This is a genomic window from Bradyrhizobium sp. (assembly GCF_004799445.1).
In the GTDB taxonomy this organism is placed as follows: Bacteria; Pseudomonadota; Alphaproteobacteria; order Rhizobiales; family Xanthobacteraceae; genus Bradyrhizobium.
The window spans coordinates 1-25,788 of record NZ_SSNA01000045.1; the positions used below are offsets into that span (position 1 = coordinate 1).

Sequence of the window (25,788 nt, forward strand, 5' to 3'; positions counted from 1 at the left end):
GTGAGATAAATGTCGATGACCATGACATGACGCCAATAAGGGGCAGTCCGGTCGCCGCTTGGCCGATTGACCCCGAAGGCCGCCCATAGCAGATCGGACAGAACCTGCGCTGGAAGCGGCCGGTCGGAATATTCGCGAATAGAACGTCTCAATTTGAGCGCAGCAGTCAAGGATTGACCACCTTCACTCCGCGGCGGTGGCAAATCGCGCGGCCCCTGCGCCACCGCGGATACGGAAGCGGCTGCGAGTGCCGCACAGGCAAGGATTCCGGCATTGGTTTCGCGTCGTGTCATCATGGTGGCCCTCACAGGCAACGGCAACGAATCCGGTGCGTGTGTCATGACGTGCTCTCCGCTAAAGTTGGGATCGAATTCGAATTCGTCAATTCTGACGAAGTTGAGCCTCTGTCACGGGTTGCCCCTATGAATCCAGCTCTGCATCATTTTGAGTGCTTGCTCGGAAAACATATTGATCCGCATCAACTTGGATTTAGCTCAAGATTGAATCTTGGCGGGGGATGCGCAGCTATTCCAGCGACTTCCTGGACCTCAGGATGCTGACGTCGGCAGGACCGCCGCAATGATCGCCATGGCCCGGAAATCCGGCCACAGCGCGGTGACCCCGATGCCCTTGAGGAAGGTGCGCAACCATCCTGCGGTCCTACGCAAGTAGCCTCTTTCCCCGTGTGGAGGCTACCGGATAGACAGCCTTGAAGAGGGGTACCGCAGACCCTCCTGCAACGGTAGGAGGGGGCCGGATTTTGCGATCCGCCGACCGCCCCGGCCGTGTCACCGCATCATGCGTCGGTACGTGGCTGCGCGCCTACTGGAAACGCAGTGACGCCGGCCGCCCCGCCGGAGTCGGTCGCGAGGTCCTCCAGCGACCGTTGCTTTGTTTCTATCCCGATCGTCAGCAAGACGACGATCTGCAGCACCAAGGCTGCGGCGATCAGGCCGAAGACCCCGTACAGCCCGAAGCCCTCGAAGCTGGCCGCCACTGCATAGGGGACGAGGATATTGACCGCGCGTCCGGCGGCATTGGCGACGCCGCTCCCCCGCAGCCTGACCTCCGTGGGGAATAGTTCGGGCACATAGCAGGCGATGCTCAACGAGGAGAGCACGTAAATGATGCAGGTTACGAAAAAGCCGAGTCCGACGATCAGGGCTGAGTCCGTGACGCTGACATACGCCGCGCTGACTGCAATGCCGAGGACCGAGAACCAGATCAAGCCCCATCGGCGGCCAATCCGCTCCGAGAGAAGCAAACCGATGATCGAGCCGAGCGGTCCCCCGGCGAAGATCAACACCGACAGGCCAAGCGAGTTGGCAACGCCGTGGCCCTGTTTCACCAGGAAGGTCGGAACCCAGCTGACGAAGGCGTAGTTGAATGTCAGCAGGCAGACCGTGACAACAATCGCGACAATGCTGCGGCGTAGCAGGGCGGGGCCAAACAAGTCCCGAAGGGAATAGCGGGTTTCGACCCCGGTCGACTTGGTCGGCCTGGCGCCTTCATCGAACACCGACGACTCGGCCTCAGCCTGGCGCACGATCACCTCTGCCTCGGCAACACGGCCCTGGCTGGCGAGCCAGCGTGGCGACTCCGGCAAGGCCCGGCGCAGGAACCAGACGACGAACGCCCCAACGGCGACAATCACGAACATCCATCGCCAACCGAACTGCGGAATGACCACCCAGCCGATCAGTGTCGACAGGAACAGGCTGGCGTTGATGATCAGGTTGAGCAGAGATGCGAAGCGGCCGCGATGCCGGGCCGGAATGAATTCGCTGAGCGTGCCGTAACCAACCACGATTTCGGCACCAAGCCCGAGGCCCATGACGAACCGCGCCGCGATCAACCATGCCATCGACGGCGCCACAGCGCCGGCCAAAGAGGCAATGCCGAAGATCATCAGGTTGAATTGATAGGTAAACTTGCGACCGAACCGGTCACCCAGGACGCCTGCGAACCAGGCACCGATCATCATGCCCAGGAAGGTCGCCGAGATGAACATGGCATTCAGCTGCAGCGTCGATTCACCTGACTGAACCAGCGCACCGAGCACGCCGCCGGCGAGGTATAGATCGAAGGAATCGAAGAACATGCCGGCAGCGATCAGCGCCAGCACGCGCCAGTGGAACCGCGAGACGGAAAGGCGGTCGAGCCGCCAACCTACATCTATCGAGCTCACTGCTTGTCTCTCCCCCCGTTTTTTGTCCCATTCTCGTTGTGGCCGACGGGACTTTGTCATCCAATCTATCGAGGCGGCATCAATAGGCAAGCCTTTTTAGGTAGCGCTACCAGAATTTGTGGTAGCGTAACCAGACTTTGCGGCGGCGGCCTGCCGATGTTATCCGGCCGCCCACACGGTAAGGGCGAATCTATGCATCAGAGGCGGACGCGCACCGTTGACGCATTGCGGATGGAAGACGTGGCGGCGCTTGCCGGCGTGTCGCCCATGACGGTGTCACGGACCTTGCGCGACCCCGGCAGCGTATCCAAGGCCATGCGGGACCGGGTGCAGGCGGCGGTCAATGATATGGGCTACGTGCCCAACCGTTTGGCCGGAAGCCTGGCTTCGCAGCGGTCCCATGTCGTCGGCCTCATCGTGCCGGGGCTCGGCGATTCGCTCTATGCCGGCATGGCGCAGGCCATAGAGGGTGTACTGAGCGAGCACGGCTTGTATCTTTTGATCGCAGCCAGTCATCATGACCCGGCCACGGAGGAGGCCGCCATCGCCGCGTTCCTCGCCCAGCGCGTGTGCGGTTTGATTCTGCACAGCACCCGCCACACCGACCGGGCGAAGATACTGGTGCAGGCCGCGGCGGTCCCCACCGTCGAGATCGGTCGCCTGACACAAACGCCACTCGATCTTTGCGTCAGCTATTCTGGCTTCGCCGCCGCGAAGGCGATGGTGATGCATCTCGGCGGCCTCGGCTATCGCCGGATCGGCTTCGTGAGTTTGCCGCTACGCAACAACGAACGCTCCGTCGAACGCCGCCGCGGATACCTTGCCGGGTTGCGGGAACTCGGACTCACGGCCCTCCCGAACCTGATGGTCGAGGCAAGCCCGGGCTTTGCAGGCGGCGTCGATGCCGTGGTGCGGCTGGTACAACGTGACCCGGCGATTGACGCCATCTTTTTCGCCGCCGACGTCATGGCGGTTGGCGCCCTGTTCGAGTGCCAGCGTCGCGGTTGGGCGGTGCCGGGACAGATCGCGATAGCGAGCTTCGACGATGTCGACCTCCTCAGCCATGTCGTGCCTACGATCACGAGCCTGCGGATCCCGCGGGAGGAGATCGGCCGGCGAAGCGCGGCGATGGTGGTCTCGCGCTTGAACGGGACCTTCTCCGGCCCCCGCATCATCGACCTCAAGTTTGACGTCATGACCCGCGAGAGCACGACGCGTGCAGGTGGCGACATCGCGCCATGACTCCCCGCCCTCGTTACAAAGGAGCAAAAACGAGATGAGCAGGCCACTGCCCGCGCGTTACAATTGGCGGAGTTCGTAGTTCGCGCGCCGCTTTCCGGCATGTCTGCGATTGCGAAATGGGTAACGTGCCAAAGACCCGCGGTGACGGATGCACAGGGGGGCATCGAGTCCGAATGCGGACTTGCAAAAGCCGGCCAATAGTTGATTCGCAACGACAAGACTCGCCCCAGGGGACCCTGCTGAAAAGCCTTGCGGCAGAGGTTGCCAAGAACCAGCGGGTGACACCCTGAATTTTACTCATGGGCGTTTGATGAATTTCGTTTGAATGGGGCGGGTGTCCGCAGGCACCCTGCCATAAATGCCAAGAGCCGGCTGGGCAGACCATACCCGCGCGCGCCGCGGATCAACTGCGGGCGGGGCCAGGAAAAGGGAAGAAAAGCCGGTGAAATATCGCAACTCACTCGCTGTTCTGGGTACGCTCGCGTGGTTGCTTGCCGGGCTGGCCGAGCCGACAATGGCGCAACCTTGGCCCTCCCGGACTGTGACCATCGTAACCTCGTTCGCGGCTGGCAGCGTCACTGATGTAACGGCGCGGATCATCGGCGGAGCGCTGCAGGAAGCGCTGGGACGAGCCTTCATCGTCGAGAACAAGCCGGGCGCCGGCGGCATGATCGCGGCGCAATATGTCGCGCACGCCAATCCGGACGGATACACGCTGCTTCTGACGACGAATTCGACGCACTCGGTCGCCGGCGCGCTGTTCAAGGCGGTGCCGTACGATCCGATCAAGGACTTCACACCGATTTCGCGGATCGCCAGTTTCCCGTGCGTGGTGGTGGTCAACCCATCGCTGAACATCAACTCGATCCAGGACCTTGTGGCCTATGCAAAGGCCAATCCCGGAAAATTATCCTACGCGCACGGCAACAGTACTGGGTATATCGCCGGCGAGGCCATCAAGCATCAAGCGGGACTCGACATTGTTCGCGTCGCTTACCGAAGTGTTCCGGCTGGGGTGACGGATCTGATCGCCGGACACGTCCCGGTCATGATTCCGGATCTGAACAACGCGCTGCCGCAGATCGCCGAAAAGAACATGCTCCCACTGGCTGTATTGACCAAACAGCGGAGTCCCGACTTGCCGGACGTTCCGACGCTCGACGAAACTGTGCTGCCCGGCTTCGACCTCCTTGCCTGGGCCGGCATGTTCGGTCCCGCGAAGATGCCTCCCGAAGTCGTTGAAATTCTCGCGCGCGAGATCAAGGTGGCGATGGCAAAACCGGAGATCCTGGAAAAATTCAAGAAGTCGGGCATTGAGCCTTATTGGGGTGAAACCGGCGAGTTCAAAACCTTTGTCGCGAGCGAACTTGTGAATTGGACCGCCGTGATCAAGGCAGCAGGAATCGAGCCGGAATAGAATGCAACCAGCGGCACCACCGGCAATTGCCGCGTTCTCCCTCAATTCTGTTCATACCGCGCGCCAGATTCAACAATTGTGCGGTTAGGCCAAACGATAAATGTTTGCGCCGCAAGACCCCAAAGGATTGGCGATGACTGAAATCTTTGTTGCGCGTTCGGCGGATATGCCCGAGGGCGCCCGAAACACGGTGGAGAGCGAAGGGCGGCAGATCGGCGTCGTTCGCGCGAAGGGAAAGCTTCACGCCTTCCTCAACATCTGCCCTCACCAGGGCGGGCCGGTGTGTGATGGACTCCTGATCCACCGTGTCGAGGAAGTGATCGCGGCCGACAAGACCTATCAGGGCATGCGTTTCAGTGAAACCGATCTGCATATCGTCTGCCCGTGGCACGGCTGGGAATTCAACGTCGAAACCGGGAGATGCGCCGGGGACGGCAAACACGGCCTTAAGCGCTTCCAGACAGTTGAGCGAGATGGAGCCATCTATGTCGTTATCTGAGCTGACATTGCCACACGCAGATGATGCGATGACGGGCCATCCCGCAGACACTCGCGATCTGGTCGATACCGCTGAACAGCTTGCGGCTTCGTTGAACGGCTGGATCGCGGCCGGACGGGCTGGCGCTTTGCCGAACGAGACGATGCGGCATTTGATGGCGGCACTGGTCAAGGTCTACGCGGCAAAATTCGACGAAGGTCAACGCCCGGTCCTGCTTGATGCAGAGAGCGATGTCAGCGCTACGGCGGTTTTGGTGACGGCGTCGGCGTTGATGAAGGCATCCAATCTCGAGATTTTCGAGCTCGGAATGTGGCAATCCTGGTCAGGCACCCGGTAGCGAGAGGGTATAGATATGCAATATCGTTCAAGCACGCCGGAATTCGATCGCACGATCGAAGGTTTTCAAACCGGCGAACATTTGGCGAATGCGAGGCGGCAGGCCGATGCGCGAAAGCTCGACGATGTCCTGATCATCGACGTCGACTGCCATCACTACGAGACCGATAATTTTGCGGAAATTCTTGAATATATCGAAGACCCGGTGATCAAGCAGGTCGCTGTCAACACCTTCGCCTACAAGGGCTCGGCGGCGGTGTTGATGGACCAGCCCGGGTATCAGGACGTCGGCGGCCGTGTCTCGCGCTACCTCGAGCGCAAGCACGAGTCTATTCCGAAATCGGCCCACCCGCGTGAAGTCGAACAGACATTGCGGTGGATGAATGCGCTGAGCGTCGACTATGCCTGCCTATTCCCGACGCCGATGCTGTTCATGGGGTTGCACCCGCAAGCCGAAGTCGAGGTGGCGATGGCGCGGGCCTATAACAGGTGGCTCACGGACAAGGTTCTGCCGTCGAATCCGCGACTGCGTTCGATGCTGTATCTGCCGTTCAACGATCCCGAAGCGACCTACCAGATGGTCAAGGAATACGGCCACAAGGCAGGGGTGATCGGCTTTATGGTCGTCTCGACGCGCTATAAGCCGGTCTACGACAACGCGTTCATGAAGACCTACGCGCTGCTGGAAGAACTCGGACTGCCGTTGTCGTTCCACGCATCGTATCACTGGAACGACCAGCTGGTCTCCATGACCAACCGCTTCATCACGGCGCATGCATTAGGGTTTACCTTCTTCAACGCCGTGCACTGCGCCAACTGGATCGTGAACGGCTTGCCGGAGCGCTTTCCGAAACTGAAGGTGATCTGGATCGAATCCGGTCTGGCCTGGATTCCATGGTTGATGCAGCGGCTCGACAATGATTATCGCATGCGCACTTCCGAAGCGCCGGCGCTGAAGAAGCTTCCCAGCGAATATATGCGCGATATGTTCTACACCACGCAGCCGATGGAGATGGTGAACAACCACGAGGCGCTTGAACTGACCTTCAAGATGATCAACGCCGATACACAGTTGCTGTATTCGTCGGACTATCCCCACTGGGACATGGATTTGCCGAGCACGATCTGGGACCTGCCGTTCCTGAGCGAGCAGTCCAAGCGAAACATTCTGGGCCTCAACGCCCGGCGAATATTCAACGTGGATGTTTCGGATCGCTTCCCCGGTGCAAAGGCGGCGGCCGACGGAATGGTCGATACCTTCAATCAGGAAGTAGCGCCGCCCTGACGGCTTCGGATTTTAAGTAAACAACAATCCGGGAGGAGACGATGCTCGACAAGGTTGAACAGCCCTCAGGTCTGCAGGCGTTTGGGATGTATATCAACGGCGAGTCGGTGGCGGCACCGTCTGGATCAATGCATATCGGGTGGTTTCGTTCGCCAAGCCGTTCGGCGGCTTCAGGGAAAGCGGCCTTGGCCGTGAGAACGGGATGGACAGCATCCGCGATTACACCGAAACAAAGTCGGTCTATGTCGAGCTTTCAGGCGAGCCGCGCGATCCCTTCCGTTTGGGATAATGGCGGCCCCGCGGCGGTAGATTAACTCAGGTCGCTTTGCAGGGCGTCACCGACGCGTTTGACCAGCCAATTCTTGAATACCTGAACTTTGCGCTGGTCTGACGAACGCGCCGGCCAGACCACGTGATAGCTGAACATTGACCGCGCGCGAATTGAGAACGGCTCGATCAGGCGTCCGGCGGCAAGATCGGGCCCCACAACGCCGGAGCGACCGAGCGTGATACCGAGGCCGTCGATCGCCGCCTGCAGCGACGTTATCATGTAGTCGCAGGTAATCTCCGATCGGAATTTCATCTCACTCGTCTTTGCGGTCTCGAGCCAGAACGGCCATTCGTCGCGCAGGATGACAGACGAGGTCCGGATAATCGTGTGATGGTCGAGATCGTCTGGAGATTTCAACACAGCACCGTCGGCCAGCAGTCGTGCGCTGCAGACCGGAAAAACTTCTTCGTCAGCCAGTTTCTCGGTCGTCATGCCGGCCCAGTCACCCGAGCCGTGCCAGATCGCGACGTCGAAGTCGTGGTGAAATTTGTTCTCGAATGACTGAATGGTCCGCAGCTTGAGCGAAATCGCCGGATGTTGCGCACGAAAATCATGCAGGTGAGGCAAAAGCCGCTTGATCGCAAACAGGCCCAGGCACTGAACCGTCAGCATGTTCTCGTCGCTCTGGTCGGTTGCGCGGTCGGTGGCGGTCGAAATCTCCATGATCGCCGCGCGAACCGAGCGTAAGTAGGCTTCACCGGCCTCGGTCAGCGCGATCATGTTTGCGTTGCGAACGAATAGCTTGACCTGGAGCAGGTCCTCCAGGTTCTTGATCTGGTGGCTGATCGCCGTCTGGGTCAAATGGAGTTCGATGGCGGCGCGCGTGAAGCTCAAATGGCGGGCGGTGGCCTCAAAGGCGCGCAGGCTCATCATGGAGGGCAGGCGATTTCGCATGCGTACGATTAGACAAATTTTATCGGCGCTGCAACACCGTCCGCGGGGGCGGGACAAAAACGTAGATTTATGGTGCTATTCGTTTCCTCAATTGGATCTGCCAGTCGTGGCTGGCTGGGCTAAGGGCCTTCGTTCGCGGGGGCCGAATGAGGCGTTGGAAGGGCCAAAATTGCCCCCCTCAAAATGCCGTTATCCGGCGGGTTTGCGTTGAAGTTGCCGAAGGCCGCACGGCTTGATCGGCGGCTCGCTGTGCGACTTCGTCTTGCCCAGATGATACGGGTCGCAGGCTGGATCGAGATCGATTCCGATCTTCAGGTCTTCGGCAGCGGAATTTCAAACAGCTGACATCCAGCTCGGATCACGATGACGGAGCTGTCGCTCTTTCCGTCCTCTGTCAGTTCGCTCGCTACGCGTCGAGCGTATTGTAGTGCGCGGGCGTCGTCGGGAAACTCTTCGCCGACGTCATCTTCGAACAGAATGCCGTTCCGAAAATGAAAGTAATATCGCGCCATCGTACCGACCTGTTCTGATTGGGTAATCATGCCACCGGCGGCGCAAGCGGCGCTTTGATCTGTATCAACCGCGGATATTCTGCACGGCGAATGCGAGGCCCTGTGTGTACCGAAAACCTTGCCTGAGTTGATGACGTGATGGAATCGCTTAAGCTGGCGGAATGATTGGGCTGCTCTGTTCCGCGCTGGCCATCCTAGCTTCGCCGTTCAAGTCGAAGTTGCGGCTCGAGGCTGAGAACGCGGTGCTTCGACATCGGTTGATTGTCTTGAGGCGTGGATTTGCGTGGTCGCGTCCGGCTCTCAAACAATGATCGCTGGTTCTTTATCCGTCTGTATCGTTGGTTTCCATCAATCCTGCAGGTTCTCACCACTATCCGGCCCGAGACGCTCGTGCGTTGGCACCGGGCCGGCTTTCGCTGCTACTGGCGTTGGAAGTCGCGCCCGCTGGGAGGGCGACCGTAGATCGAGACAGAGCTGCGCGCATTGATCCGGCGGATGAGCGTCGAAAATCCGCTTTGGGGCGCGCCACGTATCAACGGCGAACTCCTCAAGCTCGGGTTTGAGGTCGCTCGATCAAGCGTCGCGTGCCGATCGATCCGCCGCTCGATATCGATGCCCCATTCCTCCGCGTCCTATCGGCGGAGAAATGTCTCGTTGACATATTTCCCCTTTCGTCGGACTTGGACTCTCCAAGAGCCTGATTTCAGTCTGGTGATAGTTGCGACGCGTGTGCGCTCCGTGTGCACCGAGGCGTCGAAAAGCCGGAAAAAACGTCGCGCTATGGCGTAGAATAGAATGCACACGACGCGTACCTAACGACTTGAATGTACTAAAAAATGCAGATAAATCAATTACATAGATTTGCCGTTGCCCCGATGATGGATTGGACCGACCGGCATTGCCGCGTGTTCCACCGCCTGATGAGCCGGCGTGCCTTGCTCTACACGGAGATGTTGACGACCGGCGCCATCATTCACGGCGATCGCGCCCGGCTGCTCGGGTTCGATGCAAGCGAACATCCGCTGGCGCTCCAGCTCGGCGGATCAGACCCGCGCGATCTCGCCACGGCTGCGAAGATCGGCGAGGATTTTGGCTACGATGAAATCAATCTGAATGTCGGCTGCCCGTCGGACCGGGTCAAGGACGGCCGTTTCGGCGCCTGCCTGATGGCGGAACCCGCACTCGTCGCCGCTGGTGTCGAGGCCATGAAGCGCGAGGTGAAGATCCCGGTCACCGTGAAATGCCGGATCGGCATTGACGACCAGGATCCGGAACTGGCTTTGGACGCGCTGGCGCGCGGCGTCATCGCCGCCGGCGCCGATGCGCTGATCGTCCACGCCCGCAAGGCCTGGCTCAACGGACTGTCGCCGAAGGAAAACCGCGACGTGCCGCCGCTCGACTATGACCGGGTCTATCGGCTGAAGGCCGCCATGCCCGACGTGCCCATCATCATCAATGGCGGCATCGCCGGTCTCGCCGAGGCCAGGAAGCACCTCGCGCATGTCGATGGCGTCATGCTGGGGCGCGCGGCCTATCAGGAGCCGTGGCGATTGCTGGCGGTCGATCCGGAGCTGTTCGGCGAGGCCGCACCCTTTACGGCGATGAAGGACGTGTTCGAGGCGATGATTCCTTATATCGAGCGTGAACTCGCGCAGGGCACGCGGCTGCATTCGATCGTCAGGCATGTCCTCGGCGCGTTTCACGGCGTGCCCGGCGCGCGCGCCTTCCGCCGTCACCTTGCCGAGAATGCGGTCAGGCCGGGGGCGGGCGCCAACGTGTTGCGTGAGGCTGTCGCGCTGGTCGAGGATCGCAAGCCGGCCGCGATCGCGGCGTGAAGCTCTACGGATAGCCGTGCAGCATCAACCGGTCGGAGCGGACCTCCCAGCTCTCCAGCCGGTCCAGAAAACTCATGCCGAGCAAATTGGTTTTCATTTGTCCGTGCGGCACCACCAGCGCCGGCACCGAACGTTCCACCAGCTTGCCGATGGCGAGCCGATCGAGCGTCAGCCGCGCCGCCTTGGTATGTCCGCCCGCGGTCTCGACATCGACGTCATACTCGAGCAATTCGAGCGGCAGGCCGATCGCCTTCGCCGTCTCATAGGTCAGCACGACCGAGGTCGCGCCGGTATCGATCACCATCGGCGCGTTGACGCCGTTGATCTTGGCGCGTAGCGCGAATTCACCGGCCTGTCCGCGCGAGATCTGCACGGCGCGCGCCGCCGCCCGCCGGTTCAGCAATTCCGAGACGGTGTTTTTTGCGCGCGCGATTTGCGCTGGATCGCCATAGGCGACCACGGCGCCGGCTGTCGCCAGCAACACGACCACGACCAGCAGAATGCGGCTCACAGCGGGCCTCGCTTGCGTTGCGTCAGTCGATCTTTGAACCGGCCGTCATTTCCGGACGCGGCAATCCGGCCTCGGCCATCCGCGCCGGCAGTTGCGCCATCAGCGCGAGCCGCTCGGCGCTTTCCATGCGGTGCCAGCGCGCGATTTCCGGAAGCGTGCGTCCGCAGCCGAAACAGAGGTTGGTCCTGGGGTCCATCATGCAGACTGCGATACACGGCGTTTCTTTGCTCATCTTCTGGATAGTGAAGCGGTTTCGGTTTCCTGCCAAGCGTCCCGGCTACAATCCGGTGCCGGCGTTCATGATCGGCTTGTTGCGGGCCCTGCGTTTTTCATCGGCGGTACTCCTGTGGCTGGGTTCTGGTTGCAGCGGCGGAGCTTCCTCGGACATCGGCGCCAACGCCGACATCACGCGCTCCGGCGGGAAGGTGACGATCACCTCGGTGCCGATGCGAAGCTTCGATTTCAGCGTGAACGTGCCGCCATGCATGTCGATCAGGCTTTTGGCGATCGGCAGACCGAGGCCGGCGCCCTGTTCGGCGGATTTGATCGAATTGGAGCCCTGGCCGAACGAGGCGAGCACGATCGGGATCTCGTCCTCGGCAATGCCGGAACCGGTGTCCTTGACGCTGAGATACTGGCCGCCCGACGCGGTCCATCCCGCCTTCAGCCAGATCTCGCCGCCTTGCGGGGTGAACTTGATGGAGTTCGACAACAGGTTGAGCACGATCTGCCGGATCGCGCGCTCGTCGCCCCAGATTCGCGGCATGCCATGCTCGAACACCTCGTGAATGGTGATGCCGCGGCTGGAGGCGCGCAGTTTCAGCAAATGATGGCAGTCGGCGACGATATGCACCAGCGACACCGCCTCTTCGTTGAGCTCGTAGCGGCCGGCCTCGATCCGCGACAGGTCGAGAATTTCATTGATGAGATTGAGCAGATGCACGCCGGAATTGTGAATATCGGCGGAATATTCCTTGTAGACGGGAACCGCATGCGCGCCGAAGATTTCGCTCTTCATCACCTCTGAGAATCCAAGGATCGCGTTCAGCGGCGTGCGCAATTCGTGGCTCATTTGCGCAAGAAAGCGCGACTTCGCGACGTTGGCGGCCTCCGCGCGGTGGCGCGCCTCGTCCGAGATCGATTTCGCCTGCTCAAGCTCGCCGATCAGGGCGTCTTTTTCGGCGCGCGCCTCCAGCGTCGCCAGCGTCGTCGAATGCAGGCGGTGGGCAAGCAGCGCGAAATATCCTTCGGCGGCCAGCGCGAGCAATGCCAGCACGTAATTGTCGAAGGTGCCCCTGAGCACGAAGTTCACCGCAATCGCGGTTGTCACCGGCGCGGTCGCCGCCAGGGCGGCAATCGGCAGGCTCGCCGCGAGCATGCTGGAGACCGCGATCACCAGCAGCATCAGGAACATCATCAGCGTGTTCGAGACCGCATCGAAGCTCGCCGGGTGGATCAGGATCGCGGTCCAGCACAGACCGTAGAGCAGATCGAGCAGGACAAATCGCGTCCGCCATTTGCGGGTTGCCGTCAGCGACGGCGGCTCGGCGAGGAATTTGCGGCAGCTGCGGGTGATGGCGGTATGAATGCAGAGCAGCCCACAGGTCCAGGCCGCGACCGAGACCGGCGGCATCCAGAAGCCGAACAGCAAACCGGTTGCCACCACCAGCAGCATGACGACGTAGGACGCCGACAGCCGCGTCTGGGCATATTGCCGAAGCAGCTCGCGATCGAAAGCGGGACGGGTTCCGCTGGTCGACGTTAACCGGTCTCGCGCCTCGCGCACCCGCTGCGCCGCCGCCCGGCGATTACCGACCGGGGTCACGACAGGCGGTTCAGCCGGAAGCTGCACAACTTCGGGCTTTTCAGCGGGATTACTCATCAAACAACACAAATCCTGCCCGCGGACGGCGCGAGCTTTTGCATTGTCTATCTCTGGGGCTAAATCCTTAAGAGCTGGCTTAAAGAACCAAAAAATCACCTTAACGAGAGGTTAAATTAACCTCTCGCCGCCGGCTCCCTGGCTCACCGCTCCAGCCTTGCCAGCAGGCTCGAGGTGTCCCAGCGCTTGCCGCCCATCTTCTCGACTTCCGAATAGAAGGCATCGACCAGCGCGGTGACCGGAAGGCTGGCGCCGTTGCGGCGGGATTCCGCGATGCAGATCGACAGATCCTTGCGCATCCATTCGACCGCGAAGCCGAAATCGTACTTGCCGTCGTTCATGGTCTTGTAGCGGTTCTCCATCTGCCAGGACTGCGCGGCGCCCTTGGAGATGGTGTCGATCACGGCGGCAACGTCGAGCCCCGATTTCTTGGCGAAATGAATCGCTTCCGACAGGCCCTGGACCAGCCCTGCGATGCAGATCTGGTTGACCATTTTTGTCAGTTGCCCGGAGCCTGCCGCGCCGAGCCGCTTGCACATCCGCGCATAGGCGGCGATCACAGGTTCGGCACCGGCATAGGCCTCTTCGGTGCCGCCGCACATCACGGTCAAGACGCCATTCTCCGCGCCGGCCTGGCCGCCGGACACCGGCGCATCGACGAATTTGAAGCCGGCCTTGGTGGCGGCGGCGTCGAGCTCGCGCGCGACCTCGGCCGAGGCGGTGGTGTGGTCAACGAAGGTCGCGCCCTTTTTCATGCCGGCGAACGCGCCATCGGCGCCAAGCGTGATCGCGCGCAGGTCGTTGTCGTTGCCGACACAGGCCATCACGAAATCCTGGCCTTCGGCGGCGGCCTTCGGCGTCGCGGCGGTCTTGCCACCGAATTTCTCGGCCCATGCTTTGGCCTTGGCCGGCGTCCTGTTGAATACCGTGAGATCGTGGCCGCCTTTTTTGACCAGATGTCCTGCCATGGGGAAACCCATAACGCCGAGACCGAGAAAAGCGACTTTAGCCATGTGAACAACCCTGAAGTTTGCCGGCGCATTGAGGTGGCCCGGACGTTATGCGGGAGAGGGGACGGTGGACTGGTTCGGTGCTCGAAACAGGCCGCAAAGGAACCCGCACCATAAACCGTGCCGCATGAACGGCAACGCCTCCGTTTGGCGGGCGGGCATGGTTTTATGATAGGATCAGGCGATAGTCGAGATTTCAAGCGAAAGGGAGTGACACCACATGGGCATGAGCGTAGGCGTGCTCGATCATTTCAACATCCGGACCCGAAAGCTCGCCGACACCGTTCGGTTCTATCAGGACATTCTGGGGCTGGAGAAGGGCGAACGGCCGAGCTTTGCCTTTCCCGGGGCATGGATGTACAGCGAAGGCAAGGCAGTGGTCCATCTGGTCGATATTTCGCCGACGGAGGAGCCGCAAAAGCCGGATTCCGGCGTGGTCCACCATGTCGCTTTCGTCAGCCGCGGCTTTTCCGCCATGAAAGCACGGCTCCAGTCCAAGGGGATGGCGTTCGACTCGCGGCAGGTTCCGGGCGGCGAACTCTGGCAGATCTTCGTCAACGACCCCAACGGCGTCACGATCGAACTGAACTACGAGGCCGCCAAGGAGCAGGGGGCGGGATCGGTGCCCACCGAGCGGGCGGATGACGTCGGGGCGAGGTAGCCTTTTGCGCCGGGGCGCTCTATGGGTCGCATCCGAGTATTGCATAGCGTTTTCAAGCGAAGTGGACTCCGGTTCGCGTGAAGAAAACGCGTCAAAACAAAAGAATTGAGCCCGGTTCTGATACGATCAGAACCGACAAGGCTCCAGGAGATGCGCCGTGAGCGTAACGCAGCAACAGGTTCTCGATGCTCTCGCCAAGGTGGCGTCGCCGCGCGGTGTTGCCCTGACCAATGCCGGGGTGTTGTCGCCGGTCACGGTCACCGACGGCAAGGTGTTCTTTTCGATCAACGTCGACGCCACCGAGGCCCGCGCCTGGGAAAGCGTTCGCGCCCAGGCCGAAGCAGCCGTGCGGGCTATTCCCGGCGTCACCGTCGCCATGATCGCGCTGACCGCCGAACGTAAGCCGGGCCCCGCGGCCCCGCCGCCGCATCGCCACGCCCACGGCGTGTCACCGGTTTCGGCCCACAAGCCGCCGCAAAGCCCGGCGTCGCCGATGTCAAAGCAGTCGGAAATTCCCGGCGTCGCCGCCGTGATTGCGGTGGCTTCCGGCAAGGGCGGGGTCGGAAAGTCGACCACCGCGCTCAATTTGGCGCTTGGCCTGCGCGACCTCGGTTTGCGCGTCGGCCTGCTCGACGCCGATATCTATGGGCCCTCGGTGCCGAGGTTGACCGGCATCCGCGAGAAGCCGCAGCTGAACGACGACCGGAAGATGATTCCGATCATGCGTTTCGGCCTTGCGATCATGTCGATCGGTTTCCTGGTCGAAGAGGATACCGCGATGATCTGGCGGGGGCCGATGGTGATGTCGGCCATCACCCAGATGCTGCGCGACGTGGCGTGGGGCGCGCTCGATGTCTTGGTGGTCGATATGCCTCCCGGCACCGGCGACGCCCAGCTGACGCTGGCGCAGAATGTGCCGCTCAAGGGGGCCGTGATCGTTTCGACCCCGCAGGATCTGTCCCTGATCGATGCCCGGCGCGGGCTCGCGATGTTCAAGAAGGTCAATGTGCCGGTTCTCGGCATCGTCGAGAATATGAGCTATTTCCAGTGTCCGCATTGCGGGACCCAATCGGACATCTTCGGTCACGGCGGCGCCCGCCATGAGGCCGAGCGCCTTGGCGTGCCGTTTTTGGGCGAAATTCCGCTGCATATGTCGATCCGCACCACTTCGGACTCAGGCACACCCGTCGTCGAGAGCGAGCCCAATGGAGCGCATGCGGCGATCTACCGGGCCATCGGTGCCAAGGTCCGCGATCAGCTCAAGGGCGCCATCGCCGCGGCCTGAACAGCCCCGGCTCGCGGCATATGCGACTTTCGTTTAATCGGTGCCGTCATGCCTTTGTCGCGTTTTCGCTGGCCTGAGTTCCGTGTTAAAGCCCCCACCAGAGCGCCTTCGGTTGACACGGAAATCGCCTCGCCGAAAGAACAGCTCCCGTGAAGATGGGAAACGTCCCTACAAGGAGATGCCTTTATGAAGCGTCGTGATTTTTTGAAAGTTTCAGCCGCGGGTGCCGCGGCCACAGCGGTGGCCTCGCCGGCGATTGCGCAATCCTCGCCCGAGATCAAATGGCGCATGACCTCGAGTTTCCCGAAATCGCTCGACACGATTTACGGCGGCTCGGTCGAGTTTTCCAAATACGTCGCCGAGATGACCGACAACAAATTTCAGATCCAGGTTTTTGCCGCGGGTGAAATCGTTCCGGGCCTGCAGGCGCTGGATGCGACCAGTAACGGCACCATCGAAATGTGCCACACCGTCTCGTATTATTATGTCGGCAAGGACCCGACCTTCGCGATCTACGCTTCGGTGCCGTTTGGCCTCAATGCGCGAATGCAGAATTCCTGGTGGTATCAGGGCGGCGGGATGGAGCTCGGCAACGAGTTCTTCAAGAAATTCGGCGTGATCGGCTTTCCCTGCGGCAATACCGGCACCCAGATGGGCGGCTGGTTCCGCAAGGAGATCAAGAGCGTTGCCGATCTCTCCGGTTTGAAATTCCGCATCGGAGGGATTGCCGGCCAGGTGCTGCAAAAGGTCGGCGTCGTGCCGCAGCAGCTCGCCGGCGGCGATATCTATCCCGCACTCGAGAAGGGAACGATCGATGCGGCCGAATGGGTCGGACCGTATGACGACGAGAAGCTCGGTTTCCAGAAGGTCGCCAAATATTATTATTATCCCGGCTTCTGGGAAGGTGGTCCCACCGTGCACGCCTTCTGCAATCTCGAGAAGTGGAATTCGCTGCCTAAGAATTACCAGGCCATCATCACCAACGCGACCGCGAATGCGAATAGCTGGATGGCCGCGCGCTACGACATGCAGAATCCCTCCGCATTGAAGCGTCTGGTCGCCGGCGGAACGCAGCTTCGCCCCTTCACCAACGAAGTTCTGGAAGCCTGCCTGAAAGCGAGCAACGAATTGTGGGCTGAAATTTCCGCGAAGAATGCCGACTTCAAGAAATCCATCGATGCGATGCAGGCCTATCGCTCCGACCAGTATCTGTGGTGGCAGGTTGCCGAATACACCTTCGACAGCTTCATGATCCGCTCGCGCACCCGCGGCTAATCGCTTTCCTATCAGTTGCTCGGAAGCCCGGCCCCGAGAGAGGCCGGGCTTTTTGCGTTGCGGTAGGTCAGTTCGTCGCGGCATCCCAGTTCGTCATGGAAATCCCGAACCGGATGTTCCATGCTGCACCAAAGCCTCGGCACGAAGGCTGACCGACAAGCATCACATCACCAGGGGGGATTTCAATGAAGCGTCGCGACTTTATCAAGGTTACCGGCATCGGCGTCGCAGGAGCGGCGACCATGGCCGCGCCGGCGATTGCGCAATCGATGCCGGAGATCAAATGGCGCATGACGACGAGCTGGCCGAAATCGCTCGATACGCTGCACGGTGGCGCCGAGATGATGGCCAAGGCCGTCGGCGAAGCCACCGACAACAAGTTCCAGATCCAGACCTTCGCCGCCGGCGAGATCGTTCCGGGCCTGCAGGTTCTCGACGCCGTGCAAAACGGCACCGTCGAGATGGGACACACCGCGTCCTATTACTATTTCGGCAAGGATCCGACCTTCACCTTCGGTTCGTCGATCCCGTTCGGACCCAACTCGCGCATCAACCAGGCCTGGTACATGCTCGGCGGCGGCAAGGAAGTCCTCAACGAATTCTACAAGGGCTACAACGTCACGTCCCTGCTTGCCGGCAACACCGGATGCCAGATGGGTGGCTGGTTCCGCAAGGAGATCACCAGCGTCGATGATCTCAAGGGATTGAAATTCCGCATCGGCGGTTTTGCCGGGCGCGTCTTGCAGAAGCTCGGCAGCGTGCCGCAGCAGCTGGCCGGTGGCGACATCTATCCCGCGCTGGAGAAAGGCACGATCGACGCGGCGGAATGGGTCGGTCCCTATGATGACGAGAAGCTCGGCTTCTACAAGGTTGCGCCGCACTACTACTATCCCGGCTGGTGGGAAGGCGGCCCGATGCTTCTTGGCATCGTCAACCTCGACAAGTGGAACGCGCTGCCGAAATATTATCAGAACGCGCTCGAACAGGCCGGCCACTACGCCAACAACTGGATGATGGCGAAATACGACGCCCAGAATCCGACGGCGTTGCGCAAATTGCTGGCGAGCGGCACCAAGCTGCACGCCTTCCCGCCCGCGGTCATGGAGGCCTCCTTCAAGGCCGCGAAGGAATTGCACAGCGAAGTCTCGGCGACCAACGCAAATTTCAAGAAGGTCTACGACTCGCTGACGGCTTTTTCCAGCAACGGCTATCAGTGGTTCCAGGTCGCGGAAGTCGGTTACGACAACTTCATGGCGCGCCACTCGCAGAGCTGATCCGCGGTCAGGAAGTTCAACGAACGCAAGAATCCCGGAGCCCAGCGAACCCCGGAACGAGCTGTACTCCGGGGTTCTCTGCCGCGGGCACGCTCCGACAACCGCGGCCATATTCAGTGAAGCAGCCGGTACTGCACGATGTAGGCGGCGATCCCGCCAAAATAGCCCAAAAGGGCGAGGCCGCTAATGCGCCTGACGTACCAGAAGAAGTGAATCTTTTCGAGCCCCATGGCGGCTACGCCGGAGGCCGAACCAATGATCAGGATCGATCCGCCGGTCCCGGCACAATAGGCGACGAATTCCCACACAAAGCTATCGGCTGGGTATTGGGAGAGGCCGTACATGCCCATGGATGCCGCCACGAGCGGAACGTTGTCCACGACGGCGCTTAGCAAACCAAGCATGACCACGATCACATCCTGGCGTCCGACATTGGTGTCGAGCCATTTGGCCAGAATCTCAAGAACGCGGGCGTGTTCCAGAGCCGCCACCGCAAACAATATCCCGATGAAAAAAACGATCAAGCTCATGTCGATCCGCGCCAGCGCGTGAACCAGAGTCAGAGGCTTCTTGACGTCTTCTTCCTTATCCCAATGGATCAACTCACCGACCATCCAGAGAATGCCCAGCCCAAACAGTATTCCCATGAACGGCGGTAAATGAGTGATCGTCTTGAACGCGGGCACCAGCACCAGGATGCCGAGTCCCAGGTAAAAGGTCAGGTTGCGCTGGAACGCGTTGGTTTGGGATAGCTCGCGCTCCTGACCACTGGGTGGGATAATTTCCCGGCCCTTCAAAAGGGAACTCATCACAAGCAACGGAACGACGAGGTTGACCAGTGAGGCCAGGAAAACCCCCTTGACGATCGCAAGCGGGGTGATCCGTCCTCCGATCCAGAGCATCGTCGTCGTCACGTCGCCGATCGCCGACCAGGCTCCGCCGGCATTGGCCGCGATCACGATCATCGCGGCGAAAAACAGCCGGTCGCTCGGGTCGCCCAGCAGCTTTCTCATCAGCGAGATCATGACGATCGTCGTCGTCAAGTTGTCCAGCACTGCGCTCAGAAAGAAGGTTACAAAACCAATGAGCCACATCAGGGTGACTTGTTTCCTGGTACGGATCAGCGAGGTGATGACCTCAAAGCCGTTGTGCGCATCGATCACCTCGACGATCGTCATTGCGCCGATCAGGAAGAATACAATCTGCGCCGTGGATGAAACCGACGCTTCGAGCTGCTGGTCGATCAGGGCGTAATCGCCGCTCGACAGGGCGTAGACCGTCCAGAGCAGTCCCGCGCCGACCAAGGCTGAGGCGGACTTGTTGACCTTGATGGGATGCTCCAGCGCGATCGCGGCGTATGCGATAACGAAAATCGTGACAATGGCGGCTAACAAGGTCCAGCTCCCTTGAATAAGCCGGTCAGCGTTTTCGATCAGATATCCGACCGGCCTGCTGAAGGCAGAAAACCGCGATCAGTTCCTTGGCGGCCCGAAGTCCAGTGGCGGCAGGTCCATCTGCGGAACATCGATCTTGATCTGGTTCAGATCGACGTTCAGCGGCTTGTCGAGCAAGCCGGTCACCGTGATCGGGAAAGCGATCACGAGGACGACCATGATCGCCTGCAGACCCACCCAGGGCAGCGCGCCCCAATAGATGTCGGAGCTCTTGACCTCTTTCGGGGCCACGCCGCGCAGATAGAACAACGCAAAACCGAAGGGCGGATGCATGAACGATGTCTGCATGTTCACGCACAGCATGACGCCGAACCAGATCAGCGCGGCATCCGCGCCCACCACGGGTGTCAGGACTTTCTGCGCGATCGGCGCGATCATCGGCAGAATGATGAAGGCGATCTCGAAGAAATCCAGAAAGAATGCCAGGAAGAAGATGAACAGGTTGATGAAGATCAGAAATCCCCAGACGCCGCCGGGCAGCGACGTCAGCAGATGCTCCAGCCAGACGCCGCCCGAGACGCCGAGGAACACCACCGAGAAACAGGTCGAGCCGATCAGAATGAAGACGACCATGGTCGTGATGCGCATGGTCGTCTCGTAACCCTGCTTGATCAGGTCGCGGAGTTCGGGAATGCGCACGGCCTCAAGACAGATCCACACCACCGCAAAATAGGTCACGGCAAAGGCGATCTTGAAGATCAGCCCCTCCGTCAAGAAAATCGCGACCATGGTGCCAACGCCGCCGGCGATCGCGCCGATGATGAGAATCTTGTGGCCGGTCGTGCTGAAATCCTTGCTGTGGATCGCCGCAAGCACGATCGCGCCGACCGCGCCCATGGCGCCGGCTTCGGTCGGCGTGGCAAGACCCATCATCATGGTGCCGAGCACGACGAAGATCAGGACGGCGGAGGGGATGATGCCGAGCAGGCATTTCTTCCACAGCGCCCAGCCGGTCAGCGTGCGCGCGTCCTTCGGCACCGGTGGCAAATAATCCGGCTTGAAGATGCCGAGCAGGAAAGTGTAGCCCGCAAACAGCGCGATCTGGAAAACCGATGGCCCCCACGCGCCCAGATACATGTCGCCGACGGACTTGCCGAGCTGGTCGGCCAGCACGATCAGCACAAGCGATGGTGGCACCAGCTGGGTGATGGTGCCGGACGCCGCCAGCACGCCGGTGATGTAGCGCATGTTGTAGCCGTAGCGGATCATCACCGGCATCGAGATCAGCGCCATGGCAATGACCTGTGCCGCCACCGTGCCGGTGATGGCGCCGAGGATGAAGCCGACGATGATGACGGAATAGCCGAGGCCGCCGCGGATCGGCCCGAAAAGCTGGCCCATCGAGTCCAGCATGTCTTCGGCGAGACCGCAGCGCTCGAGGATTGCGCCCATGAATGTGAAAAAGGGAATCGCGAGCAGCAGTTCGTTCGAAAGCACGCTGCCGAATACCCGGCCCGGGATCGCCTGGAGAAAATTCATGTCGAAAAATCCGAGATGAATCGCCAGGAAGCCGAAACACAGCCCGACCGCGGAAAGCGTGAACGCCACCGGGAAGCCGATCAGCATGGCAACAACCAGGCCGCCGAACATCAGCGGTGGCATCGTTTCCAGGGTAATCATTGCGTCGGCCTCTCGTACTTCGCATCGATCGTCAGCTCACCCTGAAGTGCTGCGATACGTTTGATGACCTCCGAGACGCCTTGCAATGCGAGCATGACGAAGCCCGCCGGAATCACGAACTTGATCGGCCAGCGTATCAAGCCGCCGGCGTTACCCGACATCTCGCCGACCGCGTAAGCCTGTAGGAAGAACGGCCAGGAAAGATAGGAGAGCAGCAGGCAGGCCGGGATCAGGAAGAACAGCGTGCCGATCAGATCGAGCCAGAGCTGGCCGCGCTCGGAAAGAAACAGATAAAAGATTTCGACGCGGACATGCTCGTTGCGCTTGAACGTGTACGAGGCGCCGAACATGACCAGAATGGCAAACATGTACCACTGCAGCTCGAGCCAGCCATTCGAGCTGTAACCGAAGGCATAGCGGATCATGGCGTTGCCGGCGCTGACGATGCAGGCGGCCAGAACCAGGAAATTGCAGATGTAGCCTATCTTTTCGTTGATTAGGTCGATTGCGGCGCTGACCGCCAGCAATGGGCGCATGATGTTCTCCCCGGCGGCCGCCATCAAGTCACGCCCGTTGCTTCAACGGGCATCACTTCGATTCCGCGCACAGGACCACGGCTCACTTCCACCAACGATCGCAACAATATCCTCCCCCAATTGCGCTTCAGCCATCTTGACCGCACCGATCCGGCGCAGCGGCTTGTCCAGCCATGCAGGCATCAAAGCAGGCGCACCATTTCAGCGCACCAAGGCTGCGTCAATTGGAAAATGGGCAAATTGACGTGCGATCAAGCGGTTGCGGGGCGAGCGAGCGGTCCGGGAGTTCAACCGCCGGTAACGCTCATATGGCGGCTGACGCTGGGGCGGTTGTGCCTGCGATCGATGATGAAATCGTGGCCCTTGGGCTTGAGGCCGATGGCGCGGTCGATCGCTGCGCTCAGAAGCTCGTTGTCGGCGGAGGCGCGCAGCGGCTTGCGCAAATCGGACGCATCTTCGTGGCCGAGGCAGGTGTGCAGCGTGCCGGTACAGGTGATCCGCACGCGGTTGCAGGACTCGCAGAAATTATGCGTCATCGGCGTGATGAAGCCGAGCTTGCCGCCGGTTTCGTTGACGCGAACATAGCGCGCAGGCCCGCCGGTGTCGTCGTCGAGGTCGGTCAGCGTGTATTGTTTGGCAAGCCGTGCGCGGAGCAGCGACAGCGGCACATATTGATCGATGCGGCCGGCGCCGATGTCGCCCATCGGCATCACCTCGATCAGCGTCAGCGCCATGCCCTTGCCGTGCGCCCATTGCATCAGCGAGGGGATTTCCTCCTCGTTCATGCCCTTCAGCGCAACCGCATTGATCTTGACGGCGAGCCCCGCCGAACGTGCGGCCTCGATGCCGGCCAGAACCTTGTCGAGATCGCCCCAGCGGGTGATGGCGCGGAATTTTGCCGGGTCCAGCGTATCCAGCGATACGTTGATGCGGCGCACGCCACAGTCGGCTAGCTCACCCGCAAAGCGCGCGAGCTGCGAGCCATTGGTGGTCAGCGTCAGTTCACGGAGCGCGCCGGAGCCGAGGTGGCGGGAGAGCGATCGCACCAGCGACATCACATTGCGCCGCACCAGCGGCTCGCCGCCGGTCAAGCGCAACTTTCGCACGCCCTTGGCGATGAAGGCCGAACACAGCCGGTCGAGTTCCTCAAGGGTCAGCAAATCGGCCTTTGGCAGGAAGGTCATGTCTTCGGACATGCAATAAAAGCAGCGCAGATCGCAGCGATCGGTGACCGACACCCGCAGATAGTTGATGGTCCGGCCAAACGGGTCGGTCATCGGACGCGACAGCGATGCGGGAAGCGTAGCTACGGTTTCGGTCATTTCGGATGTGCCTTTGGCGCCTTGCCGCATCAACAGGAAACGGTGCGCTAGCCTAATCTAGGCACGTTGCAATCTCTGCACAATCCGCAGTTGGCGTGGTGCAGTGCAAGCAATTAGCGGGGAGGCGGCGGCGCCGCTTGCACGGGGGCCGGGAACGCCGGTCCCGCGGCAGCGGGCGCCGCTGGCTTGTTCGGCTTTTTCGACCGCACCGGCTTTCGTTCCGGCTTCGGCGGGACAATCGGTTGCAGCTGCGCGACCACCGGATTGGGATCGATCCTGGTCGTTCCCGGCATCATAAAACCGGCGGGGCTGCCGCTGATCTGCACCGGGATTGTGACCGACTGAAAGCCTTCCAGGGTATAGGTGACCGTGAAATTGCCGTCGGGAAGCGGCGCGTTCACGGCGCACGGGGTCTTGCAACCCGGCCCGAACGAGGTGCGGGCATCGGCGCCCGGTGGCGTCGATTCAAGCTGGATTTCAAAGCTTGGCGGGGTCGGCCTCGATGAGCAGCCGGCCAGATCCAGCCCCGTCACGGCAATCGCGATGGGCATGATCAGACCCGAAGGGCCGCGTTAGCGCAAAATGGGAACCGGGTTTTCCTCGCGACAAACGCGGAGGTTGGCGCGGAGACCATGCGCGGCCTAGCGGGGAGGCGGCGGCGGCGCCGCTTGCCCGGCGTCCGGGAACGCCGATCCCGCGGCAGGCGGTGCCGCGGTGGGTTTTTTCGGCTTTTTCGGCCGCATCGTCTGGCGGACCGACCTCGGCGGGACCATCGGTTGCAGTTGCGCGACCACCGGATTGGGATCGATTCGCGTCGTCCCGGGCGTGAAAAAACTACCGGGGCTGCCGCTGACCTGCACCGGGACTGTGACCGGCTGGAACTGGTTCAGGGTGTAACTGACCGAGAAGCCGCCTTCGGGAACGGTCACGCTCACCGAGCAGGGGGTTTTGCAGCTCGGCCCCAGGGAAGTTCGAGCTTCGGCCCCCGGTGGCGTCGATTCCAGCTGAACCTGCATGACCGGCGCGGTCGGCTTGAAGTAGTCCGTCGAAAACGACGAGCAACCGGCGAGACTTAGTGCTGTTGCTGCAATTGCGATGACACGACGCATGATCGACCCGTCACTCCAGACCATGATCCGATTGGGTTCAGTCGGATCAGGATCTCATCCCGTTGTCTGAACATGATCTCCGCGCAAACATTCCGCGTCCGTCGCGGGGGAAAACCGGTTCCCACTGTTCCGGATCATGCATCCAGTGCGGCAAACTGCCACGTTCCCCGCACCGACCATAGGAGCCTGACGACAGCCGCGCAACGGGGTGGGTTAATTGTTGGTTAACGCCCGTCGGTAAGTACGGAATATCAAAACAAATCAACGGCTTAAATTGAGGAGTTCCGCTGAACCATTAGGCTTTCCACGGCCGCCGGAAGCTGGTCCATGTGATTGATCAGCCGATCGGGTTTGAGGTCCGCAATCGGGACCTCGGTATAGCCAAACTCGACGCCGATGACCGGAATGCCGGCGCGGCGGGCCACGCCGATATCCGGACCGGCATCGCCGACCATGATCGTGGAGGAAATGTCGCCGCCCGCGCGGGCGATCGTTTGCTGCAAGATGGCCGGGTCGGGCTTGGAGATGCCGAATGTATCGGCGCCGCAGATCGCGGAAAACCGCGCGCTCAATCCGAGCCGGTCCAAGAGAAGCTTCGACAACCACTCCAGCTTGTTGGTGCAGACCGCAAAGCGGAATCCGCGCGTCCCGAGATCATCGAGCGCACTTTCCAGGCCTTCGAACGGTCGCGAAACGTCGGCGATATGCTCGGCATAGTAGGCGATGAAGTCGTCGGTGAGTCGAGTGATGTCGCCAACACTCGCGGCGCGACCCTCCAATTCCAGCCCGCGCTCGATCAACCGGCGGGCGCCCGCGCCGATCATGTTGCGGGCCGAATGCAGCGGGACGGGCGGCAGACCCTCGCGGTCGAGCACAAAATTGAGCGCGTTGATCAGGTCGGGCGCCGTATCGACCAGCGTGCCATCAAGATCGAATACGACGGTGCGGAGGGAAGCCATCGAAAATCGCTAGCCGCCTCCGACCAATCATGCAAGTGGGATCGGTTTCCCGGTTGGATTGGTTGCGGTCGGGCCAGGCCAATCCGCCGGGTCACGCTCAAGTCAGCCCATAGCGCTGTTCCTCCCTGCAAAACGACGCTAGATAATCCCGCGGGACATCGCCGATCGCGCGATCGGGCCGCGGTGTGCGGAGGATGGTTGGCACGTGAGCATGGATGAATTGAAACGGCAGGCCGCAGGCCGCGCGCTCGAATTCGTGCGGGACGGCATGAAGCTCGGGCTCGGCACCGGATCGACCGCGAAGCATTTTGTCGAGCTTCTCGGCGCACGGGTGCGCGCCGGGCTTGAGGT

General features: G+C 61.0%; 25 protein-coding genes and 2 pseudogenes. 12 read left to right on the forward strand and 15 right to left on the reverse strand.

What is annotated here, in order from left to right:
- Positions 1-341, reverse strand: a 341-nt coding sequence (locus E8A46_RS04610; RefSeq protein WP_291558067.1) for a nitroreductase family protein, incomplete at its 3' end; no start/stop codon positions are given.
- Positions 342-796: 455 nt separating this feature from the next.
- A complete protein-coding gene (locus E8A46_RS04615; RefSeq protein WP_291558069.1) occupies positions 797-2,278 on the reverse strand; it encodes an MFS transporter in 1,482 nt (493 codons plus the stop codon).
- Positions 2,279-2,428: 150 nt separating this feature from the next.
- Here E8A46_RS04615 and E8A46_RS04620 point away from each other — a divergent pair, with 150 nt between their 5' ends.
- The 6 genes from E8A46_RS04620 to E8A46_RS04645 all read left to right on the forward strand — a co-directional run bounded on the left by E8A46_RS04620 (position 2,429) and on the right by E8A46_RS04645 (position 7,256).
- Positions 2,429-3,430 (forward strand): LacI family DNA-binding transcriptional regulator, encoded by a 1,002-nt coding sequence (locus E8A46_RS04620; protein WP_291558072.1) that lies wholly within the window; start codon positions 2,429-2,431, stop codon positions 3,428-3,430.
- A gap of 442 nt (positions 3,431-3,872) precedes the next feature.
- A complete protein-coding gene (locus E8A46_RS04625; protein WP_291558075.1) occupies positions 3,873-4,847 on the forward strand; it encodes a tripartite tricarboxylate transporter substrate binding protein in 975 nt (324 codons plus the stop codon).
- 133 nt (positions 4,848-4,980) lie between these two features.
- Entirely contained in the window at positions 4,981-5,346 is a 366-nt protein-coding gene (locus E8A46_RS04630; protein WP_291558078.1) for a Rieske (2Fe-2S) protein, read from the forward strand.
- On the forward strand, positions 5,312-5,683 hold the full coding sequence (locus E8A46_RS04635) for a hypothetical protein (RefSeq protein WP_291558081.1): 372 nt from the start codon (positions 5,312-5,314) through the stop codon (positions 5,681-5,683). The genes E8A46_RS04630 and E8A46_RS04635 overlap by 35 nt, the downstream gene beginning before the upstream one ends.
- A 15-nt stretch (positions 5,684-5,698) precedes the next feature.
- Positions 5,699-6,967 carry an amidohydrolase family protein gene (locus E8A46_RS04640; RefSeq protein WP_291558083.1) on the forward strand — a complete coding sequence of 423 codons (1,269 nt, stop codon included), beginning with the start codon at positions 5,699-5,701 and terminating at the stop codon, positions 6,965-6,967.
- Positions 6,968-7,106: 139 nt separating this feature from the next.
- Positions 7,107-7,256, forward strand: a complete 150-nt coding sequence (locus tag E8A46_RS04645) for an aldehyde dehydrogenase family protein (protein WP_291558086.1) — start codon at positions 7,107-7,109, stop codon at positions 7,254-7,256.
- Positions 7,257-7,277: 21 nt separating this feature from the next.
- On the opposite strand, the gene gcvA is transcribed toward E8A46_RS04645, so the two are convergent.
- Together gcvA and E8A46_RS04655 are read right to left on the reverse strand one after the other, a co-directional pair.
- Entirely contained in the window at positions 7,278-8,192 is a 915-nt protein-coding gene (gcvA, locus tag E8A46_RS04650; protein WP_291558088.1) for a transcriptional regulator GcvA, read from the reverse strand.
- A 311-nt stretch (positions 8,193-8,503) separates the two neighbouring features.
- Positions 8,504-8,704: a hypothetical protein gene (locus E8A46_RS04655; RefSeq protein ID WP_291558091.1), complete on the reverse strand. Its 201-nt coding sequence runs from the start codon at positions 8,702-8,704 to the stop codon at positions 8,504-8,506.
- An 836-nt stretch (positions 8,705-9,540) separates the two neighbouring features.
- Between E8A46_RS04655 and dusA the strand changes: the two genes are divergently transcribed.
- Entirely contained in the window at positions 9,541-10,539 is a 999-nt protein-coding gene (gene dusA, locus E8A46_RS04660) for a tRNA dihydrouridine(20/20a) synthase DusA (protein ID WP_291558094.1), read from the forward strand.
- A gap of 4 nt (positions 10,540-10,543) precedes the next feature.
- On the opposite strand, the gene E8A46_RS04665 is transcribed toward dusA, so the two are convergent.
- From E8A46_RS04665 to E8A46_RS04680, 4 genes and pseudogenes are all read right to left on the reverse strand, one after another.
- Entirely contained in the window at positions 10,544-11,050 is a 507-nt protein-coding gene (locus E8A46_RS04665; protein WP_291558099.1) for a TIGR02281 family clan AA aspartic protease, read from the reverse strand.
- A 22-nt stretch (positions 11,051-11,072) separates the two neighbouring features.
- Positions 11,073-11,282 (reverse strand): DUF1289 domain-containing protein, encoded by a 210-nt coding sequence (locus E8A46_RS04670; protein WP_291558103.1) that lies wholly within the window; start codon positions 11,280-11,282, stop codon positions 11,073-11,075.
- Positions 11,283-11,327: 45 nt separating this feature from the next.
- Positions 11,328-12,932: a HAMP domain-containing sensor histidine kinase gene (locus tag E8A46_RS04675; protein ID WP_291558106.1), complete on the reverse strand. Its 1,605-nt coding sequence runs from the start codon at positions 12,930-12,932 to the stop codon at positions 11,328-11,330.
- Between the two features lie 143 nt (positions 12,933-13,075).
- Positions 13,076-13,951 (reverse strand): annotated as a pseudogene (locus E8A46_RS04680) (NAD(P)-dependent oxidoreductase); the annotation flags it as partial.
- A gap of 211 nt (positions 13,952-14,162) precedes the next feature.
- On the opposite strand from E8A46_RS04680, the gene E8A46_RS04685 reads away from it, so the two are divergent.
- From E8A46_RS04685 to E8A46_RS04700, 4 genes are all read left to right on the forward strand, one after another.
- On the forward strand, positions 14,163-14,603 hold the full coding sequence (locus E8A46_RS04685; RefSeq protein ID WP_291558110.1) for a VOC family protein: 441 nt from the start codon (positions 14,163-14,165) through the stop codon (positions 14,601-14,603).
- Between the two features lie 157 nt (positions 14,604-14,760).
- On the forward strand, positions 14,761-15,888 hold the full coding sequence (locus E8A46_RS04690; RefSeq protein ID WP_291558113.1) for a P-loop NTPase: 1,128 nt from the start codon (positions 14,761-14,763) through the stop codon (positions 15,886-15,888).
- A gap of 186 nt (positions 15,889-16,074) precedes the next feature.
- Positions 16,075-17,163 (forward strand): TRAP transporter substrate-binding protein, encoded by a 1,089-nt coding sequence (locus E8A46_RS04695; protein WP_291558116.1) that lies wholly within the window; start codon positions 16,075-16,077, stop codon positions 17,161-17,163.
- Positions 17,164-17,348: 185 nt separating this feature from the next.
- Positions 17,349-18,437 (forward strand): TRAP transporter substrate-binding protein, encoded by a 1,089-nt coding sequence (locus tag E8A46_RS04700; RefSeq protein ID WP_291558119.1) that lies wholly within the window; start codon positions 17,349-17,351, stop codon positions 18,435-18,437.
- Between the two features lie 113 nt (positions 18,438-18,550).
- Here the strand turns inward: E8A46_RS04700 and nhaD are convergent, their stop codons facing one another.
- The 7 genes from nhaD to E8A46_RS04735 all read right to left on the reverse strand — a co-directional run bounded on the left by nhaD (position 18,551) and on the right by E8A46_RS04735 (position 25,437).
- Complete coding sequence (gene nhaD / locus E8A46_RS04705) at positions 18,551-19,831, reverse strand: sodium:proton antiporter NhaD (RefSeq protein WP_291558121.1); 1,281 nt, start codon at positions 19,829-19,831, stop codon at positions 18,551-18,553.
- A gap of 78 nt (positions 19,832-19,909) precedes the next feature.
- Positions 19,910-21,511, reverse strand: a complete 1,602-nt coding sequence (locus tag E8A46_RS04710; RefSeq protein ID WP_291558124.1) for a TRAP transporter large permease subunit — start codon at positions 21,509-21,511, stop codon at positions 19,910-19,912.
- Entirely contained in the window at positions 21,508-22,047 is a 540-nt protein-coding gene (locus E8A46_RS04715; RefSeq protein ID WP_291558127.1) for a TRAP transporter small permease subunit, read from the reverse strand. The genes E8A46_RS04710 and E8A46_RS04715 overlap by 4 nt, the downstream gene beginning before the upstream one ends.
- A gap of 287 nt (positions 22,048-22,334) precedes the next feature.
- The gene (gene moaA, locus E8A46_RS04720) at positions 22,335-23,369 is read right to left on the reverse strand and encodes a GTP 3',8-cyclase MoaA (RefSeq protein ID WP_291558130.1); all 1,035 of its coding nucleotides are present in this window, start codon (positions 23,367-23,369) and stop codon (positions 22,335-22,337) included.
- A 113-nt stretch (positions 23,370-23,482) separates the two neighbouring features.
- Positions 23,483-23,920 carry a hypothetical protein gene (locus E8A46_RS04725; RefSeq protein ID WP_291558133.1) on the reverse strand — a complete coding sequence of 146 codons (438 nt, stop codon included), beginning with the start codon at positions 23,918-23,920 and terminating at the stop codon, positions 23,483-23,485.
- A gap of 90 nt (positions 23,921-24,010) precedes the next feature.
- A complete protein-coding gene (locus E8A46_RS04730) occupies positions 24,011-24,502 on the reverse strand; it encodes a hypothetical protein (RefSeq protein ID WP_291558135.1) in 492 nt (163 codons plus the stop codon).
- Positions 24,503-24,747: 245 nt separating this feature from the next.
- Positions 24,748-25,437, reverse strand: a complete 690-nt coding sequence (locus E8A46_RS04735; protein WP_291558137.1) for an HAD-IA family hydrolase — start codon at positions 25,435-25,437, stop codon at positions 24,748-24,750.
- Between the two features lie 205 nt (positions 25,438-25,642).
- On the opposite strand from E8A46_RS04735, the pseudogene E8A46_RS04740 reads away from it, so the two are divergent.
- Positions 25,643-25,788: pseudogene (locus E8A46_RS04740) on the forward strand (ribose 5-phosphate isomerase A); the annotation flags it as partial.